At 50.6% G+C, this 22618-nt stretch carries 20 protein-coding genes; 10 read left to right on the top strand and 10 right to left on the bottom strand.

What is annotated here, in order from left to right:
- Positions 1-45 precede the first annotated feature (45 nt).
- Both FFT88_RS19945 and yccS read left to right on the top strand, forming a co-directional pair.
- The gene (locus FFT88_RS19945) at positions 46-492 is read left to right on the top strand and encodes a YccF domain-containing protein (RefSeq protein ID WP_032161476.1); all 447 of its coding nucleotides are present in this window, start codon (positions 46-48) and stop codon (positions 490-492) included.
- Positions 493-501: 9 nt separating this feature from the next.
- A complete protein-coding gene (gene yccS, locus FFT88_RS19940) occupies positions 502-2664 on the top strand; it encodes a YccS family putative transporter (RefSeq protein ID WP_135404481.1) in 2163 nt (720 codons plus the stop codon).
- Here yccS and sxy read toward each other — a convergent pair.
- Positions 2627-3256 carry a CRP-S regulon transcriptional coactivator Sxy gene (gene sxy, locus FFT88_RS19935; protein ID WP_130222097.1) on the bottom strand — a complete coding sequence of 210 codons (630 nt, stop codon included), beginning with the start codon at positions 3254-3256 and terminating at the stop codon, positions 2627-2629. The genes yccS and sxy overlap by 38 nt on opposite strands.
- A gap of 217 nt (positions 3257-3473) precedes the next feature.
- On the opposite strand from sxy, the gene sulA reads away from it, so the two are divergent.
- Together sulA and ompA are read left to right on the top strand one after the other, a co-directional pair.
- A complete protein-coding gene (gene sulA / locus FFT88_RS19930; RefSeq protein WP_064528402.1) occupies positions 3474-3983 on the top strand; it encodes an SOS-induced cell division inhibitor SulA in 510 nt (169 codons plus the stop codon).
- Positions 3984-4339: 356 nt separating this feature from the next.
- On the top strand, positions 4340-5392 hold the full coding sequence (ompA, locus tag FFT88_RS19925) for a porin OmpA (protein ID WP_064528817.1): 1053 nt from the start codon (positions 4340-4342) through the stop codon (positions 5390-5392).
- A gap of 73 nt (positions 5393-5465) precedes the next feature.
- On the opposite strand, the gene matP is transcribed toward ompA, so the two are convergent.
- The gene (matP, locus tag FFT88_RS19920; RefSeq protein ID WP_064528401.1) at positions 5466-5918 is read right to left on the bottom strand and encodes a macrodomain Ter protein MatP; all 453 of its coding nucleotides are present in this window, start codon (positions 5916-5918) and stop codon (positions 5466-5468) included.
- Between the two features lie 185 nt (positions 5919-6103).
- Here matP and FFT88_RS19915 point away from each other — a divergent pair, with 185 nt between their 5' ends.
- Complete coding sequence (locus FFT88_RS19915; RefSeq protein ID WP_135404482.1) at positions 6104-7864, top strand: Lon protease family protein; 1761 nt, start codon at positions 6104-6106, stop codon at positions 7862-7864.
- A gap of 68 nt (positions 7865-7932) precedes the next feature.
- On the top strand, positions 7933-8451 hold the full coding sequence (fabA, locus tag FFT88_RS19910; RefSeq protein WP_000227926.1) for a bifunctional 3-hydroxydecanoyl-ACP dehydratase/trans-2-decenoyl-ACP isomerase: 519 nt from the start codon (positions 7933-7935) through the stop codon (positions 8449-8451).
- A 69-nt stretch (positions 8452-8520) separates the two neighbouring features.
- Here fabA and rmf read toward each other — a convergent pair whose 3' ends face one another.
- From rmf to rlmKL, 6 genes are all read right to left on the bottom strand, one after another.
- Positions 8521-8688: a ribosome modulation factor gene (rmf, locus tag FFT88_RS19905; RefSeq protein ID WP_000828648.1), complete on the bottom strand. Its 168-nt coding sequence runs from the start codon at positions 8686-8688 to the stop codon at positions 8521-8523.
- Positions 8689-8943: 255 nt separating this feature from the next.
- Positions 8944-9507, bottom strand: coding sequence for a membrane integrity-associated transporter subunit PqiC (pqiC, locus tag FFT88_RS19900; RefSeq protein WP_064528397.1), 564 nt, complete (start codon positions 9505-9507; stop codon positions 8944-8946).
- Positions 9504-11144 carry an intermembrane transport protein PqiB gene (pqiB, locus tag FFT88_RS19895; protein ID WP_130205377.1) on the bottom strand — a complete coding sequence of 547 codons (1641 nt, stop codon included), beginning with the start codon at positions 11142-11144 and terminating at the stop codon, positions 9504-9506. The genes pqiC and pqiB overlap by 4 nt, the downstream gene beginning before the upstream one ends.
- A 4-nt stretch (positions 11145-11148) precedes the next feature.
- Positions 11149-12402: a membrane integrity-associated transporter subunit PqiA gene (gene pqiA, locus FFT88_RS19890; RefSeq protein ID WP_130222101.1), complete on the bottom strand. Its 1254-nt coding sequence runs from the start codon at positions 12400-12402 to the stop codon at positions 11149-11151.
- A gap of 199 nt (positions 12403-12601) precedes the next feature.
- Positions 12602-14509: an ABC transporter ATP-binding protein gene (locus FFT88_RS19885; RefSeq protein ID WP_135404483.1), complete on the bottom strand. Its 1908-nt coding sequence runs from the start codon at positions 14507-14509 to the stop codon at positions 12602-12604.
- Between the two features lie 11 nt (positions 14510-14520).
- Positions 14521-16629: a bifunctional 23S rRNA (guanine(2069)-N(7))-methyltransferase RlmK/23S rRNA (guanine(2445)-N(2))-methyltransferase RlmL gene (gene rlmKL / locus FFT88_RS19880; RefSeq protein ID WP_135404484.1), complete on the bottom strand. Its 2109-nt coding sequence runs from the start codon at positions 16627-16629 to the stop codon at positions 14521-14523.
- Between the two features lie 242 nt (positions 16630-16871).
- Between rlmKL and ycbX the strand changes: the two genes are divergently transcribed.
- Positions 16872-17981, top strand: a complete 1110-nt coding sequence (gene ycbX, locus FFT88_RS19875; RefSeq protein ID WP_135404485.1) for a 6-N-hydroxylaminopurine resistance protein YcbX — start codon at positions 16872-16874, stop codon at positions 17979-17981.
- Here the strand turns inward: ycbX and zapC are convergent.
- Together zapC and pyrD are read right to left on the bottom strand one after the other, a co-directional pair.
- Positions 17978-18520, bottom strand: coding sequence for a cell division protein ZapC (gene zapC, locus FFT88_RS19870; RefSeq protein ID WP_064528385.1), 543 nt, complete (start codon positions 18518-18520; stop codon positions 17978-17980). The genes ycbX and zapC overlap by 4 nt on opposite strands.
- A 172-nt stretch (positions 18521-18692) precedes the next feature.
- The gene (pyrD, locus tag FFT88_RS19865) at positions 18693-19703 is read right to left on the bottom strand and encodes a quinone-dependent dihydroorotate dehydrogenase (protein ID WP_130205367.1); all 1011 of its coding nucleotides are present in this window, start codon (positions 19701-19703) and stop codon (positions 18693-18695) included.
- A 235-nt stretch (positions 19704-19938) separates the two neighbouring features.
- Between pyrD and ssuE the strand changes: the two genes are divergently transcribed.
- The 3 genes from ssuE to ssuD are packed head-to-tail and all read left to right on the top strand — an operon-like array spanning position 19939 to position 22608.
- Complete coding sequence (ssuE, locus tag FFT88_RS19855; protein ID WP_135404486.1) at positions 19939-20514, top strand: NADPH-dependent FMN reductase; 576 nt, start codon at positions 19939-19941, stop codon at positions 20512-20514.
- Positions 20507-21466, top strand: coding sequence for an aliphatic sulfonate ABC transporter substrate-binding protein SsuA (gene ssuA / locus FFT88_RS19850; RefSeq protein WP_135404487.1), 960 nt, complete (start codon positions 20507-20509; stop codon positions 21464-21466). Before ssuE ends, ssuA begins: the two co-directional genes overlap by 8 nt.
- Positions 21463-22608, top strand: coding sequence for an FMNH2-dependent alkanesulfonate monooxygenase (gene ssuD / locus FFT88_RS19845; RefSeq protein WP_135404488.1), 1146 nt, complete (start codon positions 21463-21465; stop codon positions 22606-22608). The genes ssuA and ssuD overlap by 4 nt, the downstream gene beginning before the upstream one ends.
- The last annotated feature ends 10 nt before the right edge of the window (positions 22609-22618 follow it).

Raw genomic sequence — 22618 nt, 5'->3', positions numbered from 1 at the left:
TACAATTGCCGCCCATTACTGAAAACCACAGTAAAGCGAGGTTTTATGCGTACCGTTTTGAACATTCTGAACTTTGTGCTTGGCGGATTCGCCACCACTCTTGGCTGGCTGTTAGCGACCCTGGTCAGTATTGTGCTGATTTTCACCTTACCGCTGACACGGTCCTGCTGGGAGATAACCAAACTGTCTCTGCTGCCTTATGGCAATGAAGCTATTCATGTCGATGAACTAAACCCGGCAGGCAAAAATGTGCTGCTTAACACTGGCGGTACGGTGCTGAATATTTTCTGGCTGGTTTTCTTCGGCTGGTGGTTATGCCTGATGCATATCGCAACAGGTATCGCGCAATGCATTTCCATCATTGGTATTCCGGTTGGTATTGCGAACTTTAAAATTGCCGCTATTGCACTGTGGCCGGTCGGACGCCGCGTGGTATCGGTAGAAACAGCTCAAGCTGCGCGTGAAGCCAATGCACGTCGCCGTTTCCAATAATCCAACATTATGGCCTTTATGCTAAGTCCTTTGCTCAAACGCTATACCTGGAACAGCACCTGGCTGTATTACGCGCGCATTTTTATCGCACTTTGCGGCACTACTGCGTTTCCGTGGTGGCTGGGTGATGTAAAACTTACGATTCCGCTGACTCTCGGAATGGTGGCGGCAGCGCTGACCGATCTCGACGACCGACTGGCGGGACGTCTGCGTAATCTCATTATTACGCTGTTCTGTTTTTTTATTGCCTCGGCTTCAGTAGAGCTGTTATTTCCGTGGCCCTGGCTGTTCGCCATTGGTTTAACGCTCTCCACCAGCGGCTTCATTTTGCTCGGTGGTCTGGGTCAACGCTATGCGACCATCGCTTTCGGTGCATTGCTGATTGCCATTTACACGATGCTGGGAACCTCCCTGTATGAGCACTGGTATCAGCAGCCTATCTATCTGCTTGCTGGTGCGGTTTGGTACAACATCCTGACGCTTATTGGTCATTTGCTGTTCCCTGTCCGCCCGTTGCAGGACAACCTGGCACGTTCTTATGAACAACTGGCGCGGTATCTGGAACTCAAATCACGTATGTTTGATCCTGATATTGAGGATGAAAGCCAGGCTCCGCTGTATGATTTGGCGCTCGCCAACGGGCAACTTATGGTGACGCTGAACCAGACGAAAATCTCGTTGCTGACCCGCTTACGCGGCGACCGCGGTCAGCGGGGAACGCGTCGTACACTACATTACTATTTTGTAGCGCAGGATATCCACGAGCGAGCGAGCTCTTCACATATTCAGTATCAAACGCTGCGAGAACATTTTCGCCACAGCGACGTGCTGTTCCGCTTCCAGCGCCTGATGTCGATGCAGGGACAAGCTTGCCAACAATTGTCACGCTGTATTTTGCTGCGTCAGCCTTATCAGCACGATCCACATTTTGAACGCGCTTTTACGCATATTGACGCCGCACTTGAGCGGATGCGCGAAAACGGTGCGCCCGCCGATCTGCTAAAAATACTGGGATTCCTGCTGAACAATTTACGTGCCATAGATGCCCAACTGGCGACTATTGAATCAGAACAAGCCCAGGCGCTGCCCCACAATGCAGACGAAAATGAACTCGCCGACGACAGCCCTCGCGGGTTTAGCGATATCTGGCTGCGTCTTAAACGTAACTTAACGCCGGAGTCTGCACTCTTCCGCCATGCAGTGAGAATGTCGCTGGTATTGTGTGTTGGTTACGCCATCATTCAGATAACCGGAATGCATCACGGATATTGGATCCTGCTGACAAGTCTGTTTGTCTGCCAGCCAAACTATAACGCCACGCGCCACCGTCTGAAGTTAAGGATTATTGGTACGTTGGTGGGTATTGCGATTGGTATTCCTGTGCTGTGGTTTGTTCCGTCACTGGAAGGACAACTGGTGCTGCTGGTGATTACCGGCGTGCTCTTTTTTGCCTTCCGTAACGTGCAATACGCTCATGCAACGATGTTCATTACGCTTCTGGTGTTACTGTGCTTCAACTTGCTGGGTGAAGGTTTTGAAGTCGCGCTGCCTCGCGTAATCGATACACTGATCGGCTGTGCAATAGCATGGGCGGCGGTGAGCTACATCTGGCCCGACTGGCGGTTTCGCAATCTGCCGCGAATGCTTGAACGCGCGACGGATGCTAACTGCCGTTATCTCGATGCCATTCTTGAGCAATATCATCAGGGGCGTGACAACCGTCTGGCGTATCGTATTGCCCGTCGCGATGCTCACAACCGTGATGCTGAACTGGCGTCGGTGGTGTCGAATATGTCCAGTGAACCGAACGTCACACCGCAAATTCGCGATGACGCATTCCGTTTACTGTGCCTTAACCATACGTTTACCAGCTATATTTCTGCCCTCGGCGCACACCGCGAGCAGTTAACCAACCCTGAAATTCTGGCGTTTCTTGATGACGCAGTTTGCTATGTTGATGACGCGCTACATCATCAACCTGCCGATGAAGAACGCGTCAATCAGGCATTAGCTGGCCTGAAACAGCGGATGCAACAACTTGAACCGCGGGCAGACAGCAAAGAACCTCTGGTCGTACAGCAAATCGGGTTACTGATTGCATTACTACCAGAAATTGGCCGTCTGCAACGTCGGATTACTCAAGTTCCTCAGGAAACTCCTGTTTCGGTGTAATAGAATCTGCCCATTCTGCAAGCTCCTGGCGGCGTGCCACCGGGAGCGCAGCTTCATGAATACCGATAATTGCGCCTTCAAGCATGAACAGAATCTTTTCTGTCACCAGACTGTTATGCTGCCGTAGTCGCAACCAGCACATTTTCGCCCCAAGTATACGTAGCGCCCGAACATCCTTAATCCCCACTTCCCCGAGAATCGCTTCCAGGTGATAAGACATATTGGGCAAATCTTTCAGCCGTTGCTGGGTGTCGCGCGTACTTTTCTCTTTAAGCGCAGCGTCCAGCGAATATTTCGACAGCCGCACCAACTTCTGTTGATTCCGCCATAAGCTTTCATCAACCCGGTAGTAATTGAGAGTAACGGGACGGCCACACTTTTTGTATGTCAGCCAGACTGGTGGATGTTTTACACAGTACTGTGCGCTTTGCTCACAAGCCCGAAGATACAACTCACCATCAGAAACCATCGCAAACACTGTATCGTCAACGGTCAGACTGTAACTGCCAAACAACGATCGATATTCAATAGTGCCTAACATCGATAGATATTCTTGTGACTTATAGATCCGCTTGTAGGAGAGGCTTTTCATAAAATTCCTTTTAAAATCATAATATAAAAGAATAATTCACATTAACGGATCCGTTAAATACGAAAATAGGCAACTTATTCTCAAGGGGCAAGATTAATTTAAGTTTTCAGGTCACCAACGACAAAAATTGCGAGGCTCTTTCCGAAATTTGTGTTGATCTTTGTTGTCACTGGATGTACTGTATATTCATACAGTAACTCACAGGGCTGGATTGATTATGTACACTTCAGGCTACGCAAATCGTTCTTCGATGTTCTCCTCCACTGCAAGCAAAATTGCGCGTGTCTCTACGGAAAACACTACAGCCGGGCTAATTAGTGAAGTTGTCTATCGCGAAGATCAGCCCATGATGACGCAACTCCTGCTTTTGCCATTATTACAGCAACTCGGCCAACAATCGCGTTGGCAACTTTGGTTAACGCCGCAACAAAAACTAAGTCGTGAATGGGTGCAGGCAGCGGGACTACCCTTAACTAAGGTGATGCAGATAAGCCAGCTTTCCCCTTGTCACACCGTGGAATCAATGGTTCGTGCTTTGCGTACGGGAAATTACAGCGTAGTGATCGGTTGGTTGGCAGACGATCTGACAGAAGAAGAGCATGCTGATCTTGTCGATGCCGCCAATGAAGGTAACGCAATGGGGTTTATTATGCGTCCAGTAAGCACACACTCTCACGCCACGAGACAACTTTCTGGGCTAAAAATTCACTCAAATTTGTATCATTAAGTAAATTTAGGATTAATCCTGGAACTTTTTTTGTTAACCCGTAGACGCTTTCACTTGTCACTAATTTTACTTGTGGAGGCTTGTCTGAAGCGGTTTCCGCGATTTTATCCTGTAAAGTATCGTTAACAAAAAAGGTTAAACGTACCTTATACAAGTCTTTTTTTTCATATGCCTGACGGAGTTCACACTTGTAAGTTTTCAACTACGTTGTAGACTTTACATCGCCAGGGGTGCTCGGCATAAGCCGAATTTATCGGCAGAGTTACAATTGAGCAGATCCCCCGGTGAAGGATTTAACCGTGTTATCTCGTTGGAGATATTCATGGCGTATTTTGGATGATAACGAGGCGCAAAAAATGAAAAAGACAGCTATCGCGATTGCAGTGGCACTGGCTGGTTTCGCTACCGTAGCGCAGGCCGCTCCGAAAGATAACACCTGGTACACTGGTGCTAAACTGGGCTGGTCCCAGTACCATGACACTGGTTTCATTCCTAACAATGGTCCGACCCACGAAAACCAACTGGGTGCAGGTGCTTTTGGTGGTTACCAGGTTAACCCGTATGTTGGCTTTGAAATGGGTTACGACTGGTTAGGTCGTATGCCGTACAAAGGCGACAACATCAACGGCGCATACAAAGCTCAGGGCGTTCAGCTGACCGCTAAACTGGGTTACCCAATCACTGACGATCTGGACATCTACACTCGTCTGGGTGGTATGGTATGGCGCGCAGACACCAAGGCTAACGTACCTGGTGGCCCATCCTTTAAAGACCACGACACCGGCGTTTCTCCGGTATTCGCAGGTGGTGTTGAGTACGCGATCACTCCAGAAATCGCTACCCGTCTGGAATATCAGTGGACCAACAACATCGGTGACGCTAACACCATCGGTACTCGTCCGGACAACGGTCTGCTGAGCCTGGGTGTTTCCTACCGTTTCGGTCAGGGCGAAGCAGCTCCAGTAGTTGCTCCGGCTCCGGCTCCGGCTCCAGAAGTACAGACCAAGCACTTCACTCTGAAGTCTGACGTTCTGTTCAACTTCAACAAAGCGACCCTGAAACCGGAAGGTCAGGCTGCTCTGGATCAGCTGTACAGCCAGCTGAGCAACCTGGATCCGAAAGACGGTTCCGTAGTTGTTCTGGGTTACACTGACCGCATCGGTTCTGACGCTTACAACCAGGGTCTGTCCGAGCGTCGTGCTCAGTCCGTCGTTGATTACCTGATCTCCAAAGGTATCCCGTCTGACAAGATCTCCGCACGTGGTATGGGCGAATCCAACCCGGTTACTGGCAACACCTGTGACAACGTGAAACAGCGCGCTGCACTGATCGACTGCCTGGCTCCGGATCGTCGCGTAGAGATCGAAGTTAAAGGCATCAAAGACGTTGTAACTCAGCCGCAAGCTTAAGTTCTCGTCTAATAAAAAACCCCGCTACTGCGGGGTTTTTTTCATCTGTAGTAAAGTAAATGACCTTCGCCAGTTATTCCTTACCAAGTAATGCCTGCAAATCCTGCTTCAAAGAAGACATTTTATTCGCATACTTCTCTTTGTTTTCCGCATCTTCAATCAGCTGGACAATCGTTTCGGATAGCGTTTTACCACGACGTTGCGCAAGCCCTGCTAACCTTTGCCAGACAATAAATTCCAGATCGATAGATTTCTTGCGCGTATGCTGATGCTCCGCATTAAAGTGCCGTTTTCGTCTGGCCCGAATCGTCTGTTTCATGCGATTAAGCAGCTCTGGATTCATATGTTTTTCAATCCAGCCATTTACGAGTACAGGTTCGTTCTCCAGCGATAGCAACACATCGACGGCTTCCTGGGCGGCACTGGCCTCTATGTAACGGGTGATCAACTCACCTTCACGGTGCTTCTTCACCAGATATTTCCATTTCCAACCACTTTCAAGATTTTCAAGTTGTTGATATTTCATAGCGATCTCAATGTTACCGTGTAACTCTTTACAGAATATCAGCTTTTTACCTGTGTGATGAAAAGAATCTCTGTCCTGTGAGCTTTAACGCGCATGCCGGGACTTTTGTCGGTGCTTTCTACGTGTGCTGCAGTGCCGGTTACGGTATAATCGCGCCTTTGACAACAGACTAAAAAACATCGACTTTGACCATTACGAAACTTGCATGGCGTGACCTGATTCCTGATACCGAAAGCTATCAGGAAGTATTCGCACAGCCACATTTGATTGACGAAAACGATCCTTTATTCAGTGACACTCAACCGCGACTGCAATTTGCGCTTGAGCAGTTGCTGCACGCGCGGGCATCATCCTCTTTTATACTGGCAAAAGCGCCGGAAGAATCCGATTATCTGAATCTTATAGCCGATGCTGCACGCACGCTACAAAGCGATGCAGGCCAACTGATGGGCGCTCACTATGAGATTTCCGGCCACACCATACGCTTACGGAACGCAGTTAGCACTGACGATAATTTTGCGACCTTAACCCAGGTTGTTACTGCTGACTGGGCTGAAGCCGAACAGCTTTTTGGCTGTTTGCGCCAGTTTAATGGCGACATTACCTTGCAGCCAGGACTGGTACATCAGGCCAATGGCGGCATTTTGATTATCTCCTTGCGTACACTGCTGGCCCAGCCATTGCTGTGGATGCGTCTGAAGAACATCGTCAACCGCGAACGCTTCGATTGGGTAGCATTTGATGAGTCGCGCCCTCTCCCCGTCTCTGTACCTTCGATGCCATTGAAGCTGAAAGTCATTCTGGTAGGCGAACGCGATTCATTGGCCGATTTCCAGGAGATGGAGCCAGAACTGTCTGAACAAGCGATCTATAGCGAATTTGAAGATACTCTGCAGATAGTCGATGCCGAATCCGTACGCCAATGGTGTCGCTGGGTGACTTTTATCGCCAGACTTAACCACTTGCCAGCGCCAGATGCCGACGCCTGGCCGGTACTTGTCCGCGAAGCAGTACGCTATACCGGTGAGCAAGAAACGCTGCCACTTAGTCCGCAGTGGATCCTCCGCCAGTGTAAGGAGGTCGCTTCATTGTGCGAAGGTGATACCTTCTCCGGCGAGCAGCTAAACTTAATGTTACAGCAGCGGGAATGGCGCGAAGGTTTCCTCGCCGAGCGCATGCAGGATGAAATCCTTCAGGAGCAGATCCTGATTGAAACCGAAGGTGAACGCATCGGGCAAATTAACGCCCTTTCGGTCATTGAATTTCCAGGCCATCCACGCGCATTTGGCGAACCTTCTCGCATTAGCTGCGTTGTGCATATTGGCGATGGTGAATTCACCGACATCGAACGCAAAGCGGAGCTTGGCGGCAACATTCACGCTAAAGGGATGATGATCATGCAGGCGTTTTTGATGTCGGAACTTCAGCTTGAGCAACAGATCCCTTTCTCGGCGTCACTGACCTTTGAACAATCTTACAGTGAAGTGGATGGTGACAGCGCATCAATGGCCGAGCTCTGCGCTCTGATCAGCGCCCTTGCTGATGTCCCGGTGAATCAGAGTATCGCCATTACAGGTTCAGTGGATCAGTTTGGTCGCGCCCAGCCTGTGGGCGGTCTGAATGAGAAAATCGAGGGCTTCTTTGCTATCTGCCAGCAGCGTGAGTTAAGTGGGAAGCAAGGTGTGATTATCCCCAGCGCTAACGTTCGCCATTTAAGTCTTCACAGTGAACTGGTGAAGGCGGTAGAGGAAGGCAAATTCACCATCTGGGCAGTGGACGATGTGACTGATGCACTGCCGTTATTATTAAATCTGGTGTGGGATGGCGAAGGCCAGACGACGCTGATGCAAACTATCCAGGAACGTATCGCGCAAGCATCGCAACAGGAAGGGCGTCACCGTTTTCCGTGGCCACTACGTTGGCTGAACTGGTTTATTCCGAACTGATCGGACTTGTTCAGCGTACACGTGTTAGCTATCCTGCGTGCTTCAATAAAATAAGGCTTACAGAGAACATGGTAGATAAACGCGAATCCTATACAAAAGAAGACCTTCTTGCCTCTGGTCGCGGTGAACTGTTTGGTGCTAAAGGCCCACAATTGCCAGCACCGAACATGCTGATGATGGACCGTGTGGTCAAAATGACTGAAACGGGCGGGAACTTCGACAAAGGGTATGTAGAAGCAGAGCTGGATATTAATCCGGATCTGTGGTTCTTCGGTTGCCACTTCATCGGCGATCCGGTAATGCCGGGCTGCCTGGGCCTGGACGCGATGTGGCAGCTGGTAGGGTTCTACCTCGGCTGGCTGGGCGGCGAAGGTAAAGGCCGCGCCCTGGGCGTTGGCGAAGTGAAATTCACAGGCCAGGTGCTGCCGACGGCGAAAAAAGTGACCTATCGTATTCACTTTAAACGCATTGTTAACCGTCGTCTGATTATGGGCCTGGCGGATGGCGAAGTGCTGGTTGATGGTCGTTTGATCTATACCGCCAACGACCTGAAAGTGGGTCTGTTCCAGGATACGTCTGCATTCTGATTTTAATCAGACAGAGTATATAAAGGCGAAACCTCCGCAATGCGGAGGTTTCTTTTTAAAGAGACAGAATCAGGCCATTACTACCCTGTCCGCCATGGCTTCTCGCCAGCCTCCCAGCCATTGTGACCTTTGATTCAGCGTCTGATAGGGACACATTTCTTTTGAGCGTCCGGCGATGCCGGCCTGATAACCACGTTGATGTGCCCGTTCCAGGCGATCTCGTTTTTGTCTCTTCATGCCTCGTTTCCCTCATACTGGTTTCTGGTGGAAAAGAAAACAGTGATTACTAAATGTGCAATCACAGTTAAGCAATACCGCGAATCATAACTGCCGTCAATGCGCAAAATTCACGCCACTGCCATATTTGTGAGCTACACGGGCATGTCGGTTGTACAAAAAATGTGAAGCGGAACAAGTTTTCTCATGGCTTATAAACAAAAAAACCGCCTCAGGCTACATGCCGGAGACGGTTATATTTACAAATCTTTATAATTAAGGTAGACGCTTTATCTCTTGCGCAATAGTCGCGGCTTCCTGACTCCAGACACTGGCCAGCACTTTGACCATTTCATCGTAGCCATCCTGATTCTGCACACCTTCCACACGGAACGGACGTTTTATCAGTTGTCCCTGATGGTTTAGTAGCCATTCGCCACTCACAATCACCTTACCATCGTAACGGCCGTTAAACTCCGTCACAGTCACATTAAGCGTGTCCTGGGTACTTCCCAAAGGCTGGGAGGCTACGACCCAACCGGGCAGTTGCGCACTCAGGTTAGCGACCAGGGTATTGCGCAACTGTTGATCCAGCGGGCTGGCCCACAGGTTGTTATTGGCAATCACATACTTCACATCACTGGTCTGGTATACCACACCATTCCCTGCCAGATAATCAGGTACGGAAACCTGCTCGACCCATAGCAGGCGGTTACCCTGGCTGGCGGTACTTTGCGTACCGCTCTGCACCACAGGTAATTGGTAATAGTTTTTGTTAATTTCACCGGAGCTGCATCCGGCCAGCCACAGTGCCGCTATCGTCACTAGCCACTTTTTCATTGTTTCGCCCTCTTCGGCTCTGGATCTTTTTTATCCTTCGCTTCAAATACCAGCGCGTTGCTCTTCTCGTTGAGCGTTTTCAGAACCGGTTGCAGTTCACGCAATACCTGATCAAGACGCTGCATATCCGCCACCATCTTGTTATAAGCTGCGGAACCCGGCTGGAAGCCCTGCATGCTGCGGTTCAATTCGCGCAGTGTCGACTGCATATCCGTCGGCAACTGTTGCATCGACTGGCTGGCAAGGATCTTGTTCATACTATCCAGCGTAGTCTGCAGGTTTTTCATCGTGCGCTGACTTTCCGACAACGTACTGGTCGCCTGTTCAATCATCGGGTTCAACGGCAGTTTGTTAATCTTATCCAACGCTTCCATCAGACGTTGCTGGATTTGCGCCAGACCACCGCTAACGGTCGGGATTATTTGATAGCCATTAAACTCACGCACACCGGTAATTGCCGGAGCATTTGGATAGAAGTCCAGATCGACGTACAGCGCTCCCGTGACCAGATTCCCGGTTTTCAGTGAACCGCGTAAACCGCGCTTCAGCAATTCGGCCAGGTGTTCTACCACATCAGCATTTTCACCTAACTGCATTTTCAGTCGTTCTGGTTCAATACGCACCATGACTGGAATGCGATAATCATCGTTAAAGACCTGACGCATATTCGGCGCAAAGAATGGCACTTTGCTTACCGTACCGAGACGAATACCGCGGAATTCCACTGGCGCGCCAGGTTGCAGACCGCGTACCGAATCTTTAAAGAACATCAGATAATCAATGTGATCTGTGTACAGTGAATCCTGGATACTCTTCTGATCATCATACAAAACGAATGACGTTTTTGGCGCAACCGGCTGTCCCAAATCCAACCCTTCAGGCACGTCAAAGCTGACACCACCACTTAGCAACGTCGTCAATGACCCCATCTCTACGCGCATCCCCGCCGAGGTCAGATCCACCGCTATGCCGCTATCTTTCCAGAAGCGAACGTTGCTCGTTACCAGGCGGTCATAAGGCGCATTGATGAACAGTTGATAGCTGATATTACGCTTCTGGGTATCGAAGGTGCTGGTTTCAACCGACCCTACGCGATAACCACGAAACAGCACGGGATCTCCCGCCGTAAGTTGCCCAGCTTTGTTGCTGTCAAGAATGACACGGATCCCTTTGGCATCTGGTGGGGCCAACGGTGGAGAATCAAGCAAATCATATTTTGTTTGCTTGCTGCCGGCAGCCCCCGGTTGCAACTCGATATACACACCGGAAAGCAACGTACCAAGGCCACTAATACCTTCACGACCAATTTGTGGTTTCACTACCCAAAAGACAGTATCTTTGTGCAGCAGTTTTTCCATACCGGCGTTGAGACGCGCTTTGATTTCAACATGCGTTAAATCATCAGCCAGCGTGGCACTTTCGACCACACCGACGTCCACGCTACGACTTTTAATGGTAGTCTTGCCGCCTTCTATTCCTTCCGCATTAGCAGTGATCAGGGTAACTTCCGGCCCTTGATGACTGTAATGATAAAAAAGTACCCAGGCCCCGATGAGTGCCGTAACGATGGGAAATATCCACACAGGGGACCAGTTCTTCACTTTCTGGATTTTGGCTTCCCCACTATTAGATTCCATACTGTCAGGACTCCTCATGCTCTGGTTCAGGTTGACGATCCCACGACAAACGTGGATCAAACGTCATCGCAGAAAACATTGTCATAATGACGACTAAAGCAAACATTAATGCACCCATTGCCGGATAAATACTCATTAAGCCTCCCATACGCACCAGCGCCGAGAGCACCGCTATCACGAAAACGTCAATCATTGACCAGCGGCCTACAAACTCAACAACTTCGTAAATCAAATGCATTCTTTCACTATCACGCTTGCCGTGCCCTTTCGCATCCCAGCACAGCCAGGCTATGGCGATCATCTTTAAAGTTGGCACCATGATACTGGCTAAAAAGATGACGGCGGCAACCGGATAAGAGCCTTCGCTCCATAATAAGATAACCCCGGCGAGAATGGTCGACGGCATCTTAGAGCCTAAAAAATCGGTCACCATAATGGGTAAGATGTTCGCCGGGAGATATAACATGATCGACGTAAAAAGCAGTGCCAGCGTCCATTGCAGACTGTTTTTGCGTCGAACATATCCTTTGGTGCCACAGCGCGGACACACTGGATCATCGGCAGGAAGAATTGCCGTACAGCATGAGCAAGAGCGCAGCCCCTGGCGTATTCCCGTTATGCCCGGTTTCAGCGTCTGGTGAAGCTCTGGCATCGGGGCAATATCATCCCATAACCAGCGGCGATCAACGCACTGAAAGGCGCGTAATTGCAGCACACAAAATAAACACCAGGGAATGAAACTACTGCCCACGCCAATGCTGCCGTAAGCCATCAGTTTGACAAAACTGACCAACACACCGGCAAGGAAAATCTCCGCCATTCCCCAGGTTTTGAGCTGAAAAAGTACCCGCCCCAGTTGTTCTTTTAAACGAACTGGTATTTCCGCGCGATTAACCAACAGTAAAATAGTGATCAGGCAAAACGCAGGGACCAGTTGCACAAACAACAGGAAAAAAGTACCGAGGCTGGCATAGTCCTCGGAAAACAGTACGCCCGGGATTTCCAGCAACGTAATCTCACTGGTTACCCCTGCAACGTTCATATTGACAAAAGGGAACAGGTTGGACAGCAGCAGCATGAACAGTGCAGCCAACGCATAAGCGGTAGGACGCTGTCGAGGGGCATCCCACGCAACGGTTAACGTTGTGCCACACCGAGGACATGCCGCCTTCTGACCATGCTCAAGGTGGGGTAAAACCACCAGCATGTCACACTGCGAACACAGGATGTGCTTCGCGGCATGATGATGTTCGCACATTGGTACTCCTTAATGATGCGCTATTCTACAGAATGCTGACATAGCACTCGCTTGCCGGATGCTGAACTACCGCATTATCCGCTCAGGGAGCTCGTGGAAACGCAATAAATTGACGTTTCCACCCAGGCCAGACAAGCGTAGCGCATCAGACAATTTGGCCGTTGTCAGCAGTCTCTCTTTTCACTTAACTGATTAGCGATCAGCCACCATTTTTTAACGCTTCAAGATACTCCCAACGTTCAAAAGCCTGCTCCAGTTCCTGTTCAGCGGCAGTCAGATCAGCGAGCACTTTTTGCGTATGCTCATGGGGCTGGCTGAAGAAAGAGGCATCTGCCACCTGCGCCTGTAAGGCTTCCAGTTTTGCTTCCAAATCTTCAAGCAGTTGCGGTAGCTGTTCTAATTCGCGCTGCAATTTATAGCTTAGTTTGCTACTGCTGCGTTTTACAGTTTCTGCTTTCGGCGCAGCTACTTCTTCGTTTTTTTTCACCGCAGGCTGTTTTAACGCCACATACTGTTCTTGCTGTCCGCGCGCGTCGTGATAACCGCCGACATAACGGCCAATTTTGCCGCCACCTTCGAAGATCCAGCACTCTGTTACGGTGTTATCAACAAACTGACGATCGTGACTAACCAGCAATACTGTACCCTGGTAGCTGTCGATCAGCTCTTCAAGCAGTTCCAGCGTTTCAACATCGAGATCGTTGGTCGGTTCGTCGAGGATCAGTAAGTTACTGGGTTTCAGGAACAGACGCGCCAAAAGCAGACGGTTACGTTCCCCGCCAGAGAGCGCGCGCACCGGCGTCATCGCCCGTTTCGGATGGAACAGGAAGTCCTGTAAATAACCCAGTACATGGCGCGGTTTACCGTTAACCATCACCTCTTGCTTACCTTCAGCAAGGTTATCCATCACCGTTTTGTCGGGATCGAGTTCCGCACGGTGCTGGTCAAAATAGGCGACTTCCAGTTTAGTGCCGACATGAATGCGTCCGCTGTCCGGCTGAAGTTGACCAAGCATCAGTTTCAGCAGCGTGGTTTTGCCACAGCCATTCGGGCCAATCAGGGCAATTTTATCGCCACGTAGTACCTGGGCAGAAAAATCTTTCACCAGTTGCTTACCGTCAACCTGGTAGCAAACGTCTTCCATTTCGAAAACGATCTTACCGGAGCGACTGGCCTCTTCTACCTGCATCTTTGCGGTACCCATAACTTCGCGACGTTCACCGCGTTCGCGACGCATTGCTTTCAGCGCACGCACGCGGCCTTCATTACGGGTACGACGCGCTTTGATCCCCTGACGGATCCACACTTCTTCCTGTGCCAGTTTGCGATCGAACTCGGCATTTTGTAGTTCTTCCACGCGCAGGGCTTCTTCTTTTTCCAACAAATACTGGTCGTAATTACCCGGATAGGTGACCAGCTTGCCGCGATCGAGATCGACAATACGCGTCGCCATATTGCGAATAAATGAACGGTCGTGGGAGATGAAAATAATCGTACCGTTGAACGTTTTCAGGAAACCTTCCAGCCAGTCGATGGTTTCAATATCCAGGTGGTTAGTCGGTTCATCGAGCAGCAACACGCGCGGATTACTCACCAGCGCTCGCCCTAATGCGGCTTTACGCAACCAGCCGCCGGAAAGCGACGACAGCGCAACGTTAGGATCTAATCCCAGCTGTGCCAGCACTTCGTTGATGCGGTTTTCCAGTTGCCACAGGTTGTGGTGATCCAACTGTTCCTGAACCTTCGCCAGTTCGTTGAGATTCTTCTCGCTCGGGTCGTTCATCACCAGGCGCGAAATATCGTGATAGCGTTTCAGGTATTCCGCTTGTTCTTCAATGCCTTCGGCAACGAAATCATAAACGCTACTCTCAACGTTACGCGGCGGATCCTGCTGCAAACGCGCAACGATCAAATCTTGCTCGTAAATAATGCGACCGTCATCCAGCCCCTGTTCACGGTTGAGGATTTTCATTAACGTCGATTTGCCTGCACCGTTACGGCCCACCAGACAAACACGTTCGTTATCTTCGATATGCAGTTCTGCGTTATCGAGAAGCGGCGCGTCGCTGAACGACAGCCATGCGCCATGCATACTGATTAATGACATTACTATTCCTTTCAGGCTGCGGTAATCAGCCAGCAGTTGTGGATCTGGCGGTTACGGGCGAAATCCTGGGAGAGCGTTTTTTGCGTAATTTCTTGTGCTTTCAGTCCCAGTTTTGCCAGTCCGTCAAGATCCATACGGAAACCACGTTTGTTGTTCGAGAACATGATCGTCCCACCTGCACGCAGCAGACGTTTCAAATCTTTCATCAGCGCCAGATGATCGCGCTGAACATCAAACGCATCTTCCATTCGTTTTGAGTTAGAGAAGGTTGGCGGATCGATAAAGATCAGATCGAACTGTTCATTAGCCTCACGCAACCACGCCAGGCAGTCGGCCTGAATGAGGCGATGCGCACGACCGGTTAAGCCATTAAGGCGCAGGTTTCGTTCTGCCCACTCCAGATAGGTACGCGACATATCCACCGTAGTGGTGCTGCGCGCGCCGCCTAATCCCGCGTGCACGGTGGCGCTCCCGGTATAGGAGAACAGGTTGAGGAAATCTTTGCCTTTGCTCATCTGACCGAGCATACGACGGGCGATACGGTGATCGAGGAACAAACCAGTATCAAGATAATCCGTCAGGTTCACCCACAGGTGAGCGTTATATTCGGTGACTTCAAGAAACTCGCCCTTCTCGCCCAGTTTCTGGTACTGATTTTTGCCCTTCTGGCGTTCACGGGTTTTCAGCACCAGTTTGTTTGGCGCAATCCCGAGTACCGAAATGGTCGCCGCGATAATATCGAACAGACGTTGACGCGCTTTGTGCGCATCAATGGTTTTCGGCGGCGCATACTCCTGCACCACCACCCAATCGGCGTAGCGGTCAACGGCAACGTTGTATTCCGGTAGATCGGCGTCGTACAGGCGGTAGCATTCAATGCCTTCCTGACGCGCCCACTTCTCGAATTTTTTGAGATTCTTACGCAGGCGGTTGGCGTAGTCTTCTGCCACCATTGCCGGTTTGCTGTCTGGAGTGCTTTCGGCAACGTGGTAATTTTTCTGCACGCAGTCTAATGGACCGTTTTTCGCTTTGTACTGTTTGTCTGCACGCAACTGCAGGCAACTTAACAGATCCGGCGAGGCACTGAATAAAGAGAGATTCCAGCCACCGAACTGGTTTTTCATGATTCGGCCCAGCAGACTATGCAGCGCAATCAGCGCCGGTTCGCTGTCCAGACGTTCACCGTATGGCGGGTTGCTCAACACTGTACCGTACGGCCCTTTCGGCAGCGGATTGGTCAGTTGCGCGACATCTTTCACCTCAAAGGTGATCAGTTCACCAATCCCCGCAAGACGGGCGTTAGTGCGCGCACGTTGAATCACACGTGCGTCACTGTCCGAACCGTAGAAATGGGAGCTATACTCCGCCAGGCCTTTACGGGCACGAGTTTGCGCTTCCGCTTTCACTTCCTGCCAGATAGCTTCATCATGTTGCGCCCAGCCGCTAAAGCCCCAACGCCCGCGGTGCAAGCCCGGTGCGCGGTCGGTCGCCAGCATCGCCGCTTCAATCAACAACGTACCAGAACCACACATTGGATCGAGCAGCGGTGTTCCTGGCTGCCAACCGGAACGCATCACAATTGCCGCCGCCAGAGTTTCTTTGATCGGCGCAATACCCGCACGATCACGATAGCCGCGCAGATGCAAACCATCACCACTTAAATCGAGAGCGATGCTGGCGGTTTCTTTATTTAGCCAGACGTTCACGCGGATATCCGGCGCATCGCGATCGACATTCGGGCGCGGCAGATTCTTACGGGTGAAAGCATCAACGATCGCATCTTTGACTTTCATCGCGCCGTACTGGCTGTTGCGGATGGTGTCATTCAGACCGCTGAAGTGGACAGCAAAGGTCGCGCCAGGATTAAACATCTCTGTCCAGTTGATCGCCTGAACGCCGAGATAAAGGTCTAAGTCGCTGTAAACCTTACACTCGCCCAGCGGCAACATAATACGCGAGGCCAGGCGACTCCACATCAGGCTCTGGTAAACAAGCCGCGTGTCGCCCTTGAAATGGACCCCACCCTGAACCACCTGGCATTCAACGGCCCCCAGGTTTTCCAGTTCAGTTTTTAACAGCTCTTCCAGCCCACGGGCCGTACTGGCAAACAGAGAATTCATATCGTCACTTTTACTCTAAGGCCTACCGCAGTAGGCGTAATTGTTGCAGTCAGTTTGGACATGGACAGCACGGAGAAACCGGAACGTACACCAGTACGTGAGGATTTCGAGCACTGCCCAGGGCTAAACTGACAAATAAAATAGCCTAACGGGATAGGCACTAAGAAAATTGTTGCGCATTATAGCTAATAAGCGCGTCATGTCATAAAGTTGAGGGCTTATTTTCATTTGAGGACCGCACCGTGACGATATTAACCCGGCTTTTTATTCATCCTGTTAAATCGATGCGCGGCATCGGTCTGACACATGCTCTGGCTGATGTCAGCGGTCTGGCCTTCGATCGCATCTTCATGGTCACAGAACCTGACGGTAGGTTTATTACTGCCCGCCAGTTTCCGCAGATGGTGCGGTTTACCCCTTCGCCCGTGCATGACGGCTTACATCTCACCGCGCCAGATGGCAGCAGCGCATACATCCGTTTTGCTGATTTCGCTATGCAGGACGCGCCAACCGAAGTGTGGGGTAACCATTTTACTGCACGCATTGCGCCAGATGAGATCAACAAATGGTTAAGCGGCTTTTTCTCCCGTGAAGTGCAACTGCGCTGGGTAGGACCGCAGATGACACGGCGCGTAAGACGCCATAACACTGTACCCTTGTCGTTTGCTGATGGCTATCCGTATCTGCTCGCTAATGAAGCCTCACTGCGTGATGTGCAGCAACGCTGCCCGGCAAGTGTAAAAATGGAGCAATTTCGCCCCAATCTGGTGGTTTCCGGCGCGGCAGCCTGGGAAGAAGATACCTGGAAAGTGATTCGCATTGGCGATGTGGTGTTTGACGTGGTAAAGCCCTGCAGCCGCTGTATTTTCACCACTGTCAGCCCGGAAAAAGGACAAAAGCATCCGGCAGGCGAACCGTTAAAAACGCTGCAATCATTCCGCACTGCCCAGGATAATGGCGATGTCGATTTTGGTCAGAATTTAATTGCCCGCAATAGTGGCGTTGTTCGTGTTGGTGATGCAGTGGAAATTCTTGCAACTGCACCGGCGAAAATCTACGGCGCGGCAGCCGCAGACGATACTCTCCCGACAACGCAGCAAATGGATGCAAATGTAGATATCGACTGGCAAGGACTGGCATTTCGCGGTAATAATCAACAGGTTTTGTTGGAGCAATTAGAAAATCAAGGGATTCGGATCCCCTATTCTTGCCGCGCGGGCATATGCGGAAGTTGTCGGGTTCAGCTTCTGGAAGGCGAAGTCACCCCGCTGAAAAAATCAGCTATGAGCGACGACGGGACAATTCTTTGCTGTAGTTGTGTACCGAAGACTGCATTGAAACTGAAAGGTTAAACGGCCTGTTCAAGGCTGAAGCTGTCATAACTCATATGAGGTTTCAGTCTGTCATTCATAATTTTGATGGCGTCACCCAGTTGCATGGCGCGACCAGCGATGACAACACAAGGCTGCGCAAGGAGACACAGCGCGGCATTTTCGCCAGATTCAACAACCAGCAGGCTGACTTGTTCATTGGTATCGCTTAACCAGACACAGGCTGCATCACCCGGCACTGGCGACCACATTTCACCATGAGAAACAAAATGCCAGCTTTTCGGCATTTGCGGTTTGAGATAACGAACTGCCACCAGCGCATTAAGCACCAGTTCAGCTTTTTGTTCTTTTGATAAGTTAAGGTCGCGGCATTTTTCTTCAAACGAGAAATAGAGCGCGGCGTCATCAACGCAGAATCCCGCTGGAGAAAAGGCATCTGGTGTCAACATTTTGCGCGCAAAACGTGAGCGAAATAGCATGCCATTGGCTAAATCAAGCATCATTCGATCATGCTCTTCATCATAATACCAACGCCAGTTATCGTCTGGTTTAATTCGCATATGCGTCTCCTCTACCCTATAAATCCACTGCAACATATTCCATTGTCGCTTCGCTTAATAACCTCAACAAAAAAGTACAAAATGTCTAAATAAGTAACAGCAATGAATATAAAACAACCAGGGCTGAAAATAAAGCCCTGATTATCTTATAAAGAGAAAATGAAAGAAATAATTAGATATGGTTAACGATTTCTTTAATCAGCGGCGGACCTTTAAAAATAAAACCGGAATAAATTTGCACCAAAGAAGCTCCCGCAGCTATCTTCTCGCGAGCAGCGATTACCGAGTCAATACCACCAACACCAATAATCGGTAAGCGGCCGTTTAATTCCTGCGACAAGCGACGAATAATTTCCGTACTTTTTAATTGTAAGGGACGACCACTTAAGCCACCGGTTTGATCGCAATTTTTCATTCCCTGAACTAAAGAACGATCGAGGGTAGTATTAGTTGCAATGACGCCATCAATATTATGGCGAACTAAACTATCGGCAACCTGGATCAACTCTTCTTCAGAAAGATCCGGCGCGATCTTCACTGCTATTGGTACATATTTATGGTGGTGCGCTTGCAGATCATTTTGTTTATTTTTAATTGCCGTTAATAAATCATCCAGTGCTTCGCCATATTGCAGAGTGCGTAATCCCGGGGTATTTGGTGATGAAATATTGATGGCAATATATCCTGCATAGGCGTAGATTTTTTCCATACAAATCAGATAGTCATCTTTGCCTTGCTCAACCGGCGTATCTTTATTTTTGCCGATATTGATTCCCAGAACACCGTCGTAGTGGGCTTTTTTAACGTTCTCTACAAGGTTATCAACGCCGAGGTTATTAAAGCCCATACGGTTTATTAAACCTTCAGCATCGACCAGGCGAAAAAGACGCGGTTTGTCGTTTCCTGGTTGTGGACGCGGGGTGACAGTACCGATCTCGATCGATCCAAATCCCATTGCACCAAGGGCATCAATACACTCCCCGTCTTTATCAAGACCGGCAGCCAGGCCAAGCGGGTTTTTAAAGGTCAGTCCCATACAGTTAACCGGCTTCGCTGGAACATTTTGCCGAACAAGCGCTTCAAACGGTGTTCCGGTGATGCGGCGTAATTGTTGAAAAGTAAACTCGTGTGCGCGCTCTGGATCGAGCTGGAAAAGGGCTTTACGAACGAAGGGGTAGTACATGAACTCTCCTGGATTCCCGGTGTGCAAACCGGGGGCGTATTATGTGCGAGTTCGCAGCAAAAGGGAATTGACCTGCGGCAAAAAATAGCAAACGTTTTCTTGTTGCGCTTTTTTATGCTTTTTTTGGCTTTCCTTCTTCAGATAAATCATTTCGACTCACGAACGCCCTCTGTCAGACTGACCGAATTGTTATCAATGTTAACAAAACAAGAACAATTGGTTATAAGGAGAGAGTATGCGTGTCATCACCCTGGCGGGTAGTCCTCGCTTTCCTTCTCGCTCCAGTTCCTTACTGGAATATGCGCGGGAAAAACTGAATGGCCTGGATGTTGAGGTTTATCACTGGAATCTGCAAAACTTCGCCCCGGAAGATCTGCTCTATGCCCGTTTCGATAGTCCGGCACTCAAGACCTTCACCGAACAGCTACAACAGGCCGATGGGCTGATTGTCGCCACACCTGTGTATAAAGCCGCCTATTCCGGCGCGCTGAAAACCCTGCTCGACCTGCTACCAGAACGCGCTTTGCAAGGCAAAGTGGTACTGCCACTGGCGACGGGCGGCACGGTGGCTCATCTGCTGGCGGTCGATTACGCCCTTAAACCAGTTTTAAGTGCGCTGAAAGCCCAGGAGATCCTGCACGGCGTGTTTGCCGATGACTCCCAGGTGATTGATTACCAGCACAAGCCGCTATTCACGCCAAATCTGCAAACCCGTCTTGATACCGCCCTGGAAACTTTCTGGCAGGCGCTGCACCGTCGGGATGTTCAGGTTCCTGACCTTCATTCTCTGCGAGGTAATGCCCATGCGTAACATCATTAAACTGGCGCTGGCGGGATTACTTAGCGTCTCAACACTTGCAGTTGCTACGGAGTCGACTCCAGAAGCGTTACATATTGGCTACCAGAAAGGTAGCATTGGTATGGTGCTGGCAAAAAGCCACCAGTTACTGGAAAAACGCTATCCGCAAACAAAAATCTCCTGGGTGGAGTTTCCCGCAGGTCCGCAAATGCTGGAGGCGTTAAACGTTGGCAGTATTGATCTCGGCAGTACGGGGGATATTCCACCCATCTTTGCTCAGGCCGCCGGGGCTGATTTGGTGTACGTGGGCGTCGAGCCGCCGAAGCCAAAAGCCGAAGTGATTCTGGTTCCAGAAAACAGTCCGATCAAAACCGTAGCCGATCTTAAAGGTCACAAAATTGCCTTTCAGAAAGGTTCCAGTTCGCACAACCTTTTACTGCGCGCCCTGCAACAGGCCGGGCTTAAATTCACCGATATCCAGCCCACTTACCTGACGCCCGCCGATGCCCGCGCCGCGTTCCAGCAAGGTAACGTCGACGCCTGGGCTATCTGGGATCCCTACTACTCCGCCGCGTTATTACAGGGCGGCGTGCGGGTGTTGAAAGATGGCACTAGTCTCAATCAAACCGGATCGTTTTATCTGGCAGCTCGTCCCTATGCAGAAAAAAACGGCACCTTTATTCAGGGTGTGCTCACAACCTTTAGTGAGGCCGATTCATTAACCCGCAGCCAGCGCGAGCAAAGCATCGCTTTACTGGCAAAAACAATGGGCTTACCGGCTCCGGTAATTGCTTCGTATCTGGATCATCGTCCTCCCACCACCATCAAACCGGTTAACGCCGAGGTTGCCGCCTTACAGCAGCAAACGGCAGATCTGTTTTATGAAAACCGTCTGGTGCCGAAAAAAGTCGATATTCGCCAGCGCATCTGGCAGCCCACGCAACTGGAAGGAAAACAATTATGAGTCTGAATATGTTCTGGTTTTTACCGACCCACGGTGACGGGCATTATCTGGGAACGGAAGAAGGTTCACGCCCGGTTGATCATGGTTATCTGCAACAAATTGCGCAAGCGGCGGATCGTCTGGGCTATACCGGTGCGCTAATTCCAACGGGGCGATCGTGTGAAGATGCGTGGCTGGTGGCGGCGTCGATGATCCCGGTGACGCAGCGGCTGAAGTTTCTTGTCGCCCTGCGCCCCAGCGTAACCTCACCTACCGTTGCCGCCCGCCAGGCCGCCACGCTTGATCGTCTCTCTAACGGACGCGCGTTGTTTAACCTGGTCACAGGCAGCGATCCACAAGAGCTGGCAGGCGACGGCGTGTTCCTTGATCATAGCGAGCGCTACGAAGCCTCGGCGGAATTTACCCAGGTCTGGCGGCGCTTATTGCTGGGGGAAACCGTCGATTTCAACGGTAAACATATTCATGTGCGGGGAGCCAAACTGCTCTTTCCACCAATTCAACAGCCCTACCCCCCGCTTTACTTTGGTGGATCGTCAGACATCGCCCAGGATCTGGCCGCCGAACAGGTTGATCTTTATCTCACCTGGGGCGAACCGCCGGAACTGGTTAAAGAGAAAATCGAACAAGTGCGTGCGAAAGCTGCCGCGCATGGACGCAAAATTCGTTTCGGTATTCGTCTGCATGTGATTGTTCGTGAAACTAACGACGAAGCGTGGCAGGCCGCCGAGCGGCTAATCTCGCATCTTGATGATGAAACTATCGCCAAAGCACAGGCCGCATTCGCTCGGACGGATTCCGTAGGACAACAGCGAATGGCGGCGCTGCATAATGGCAAGCGCGACAATCTGGAGATCAGCCCCAATTTATGGGCGGGCGTTGGCTTAGTACGCGGTGGTGCCGGGACGGCGCTGGTGGGCGATGGTCCGACGGTCGCTGCGCGAATCAACGAATACGCCGCACTTGGCATCGACAGTTTTGTGCTTTCGGGCTACCCGCATCTGGAAGAAGCGTATCGGGTCGGCGAGTTACTGTTCCCGCATCTGGATATCGCCATCCCGGAAATTCCCCAGCCACAACCGCTGAATCCGCAAGGCGAAGCAGTGGCGAATGATTTTATCCCCCGTAAAGTCGCGCAAAGCTAAGGAACACGAT

Source organism: Escherichia sp. E4930, assembly GCF_005845405.1.
Taxonomy (GTDB): domain Bacteria; phylum Pseudomonadota; class Gammaproteobacteria; order Enterobacterales; family Enterobacteriaceae; genus Escherichia.
This window is presented reverse-complemented; position numbering and strand designations above follow the sequence as displayed.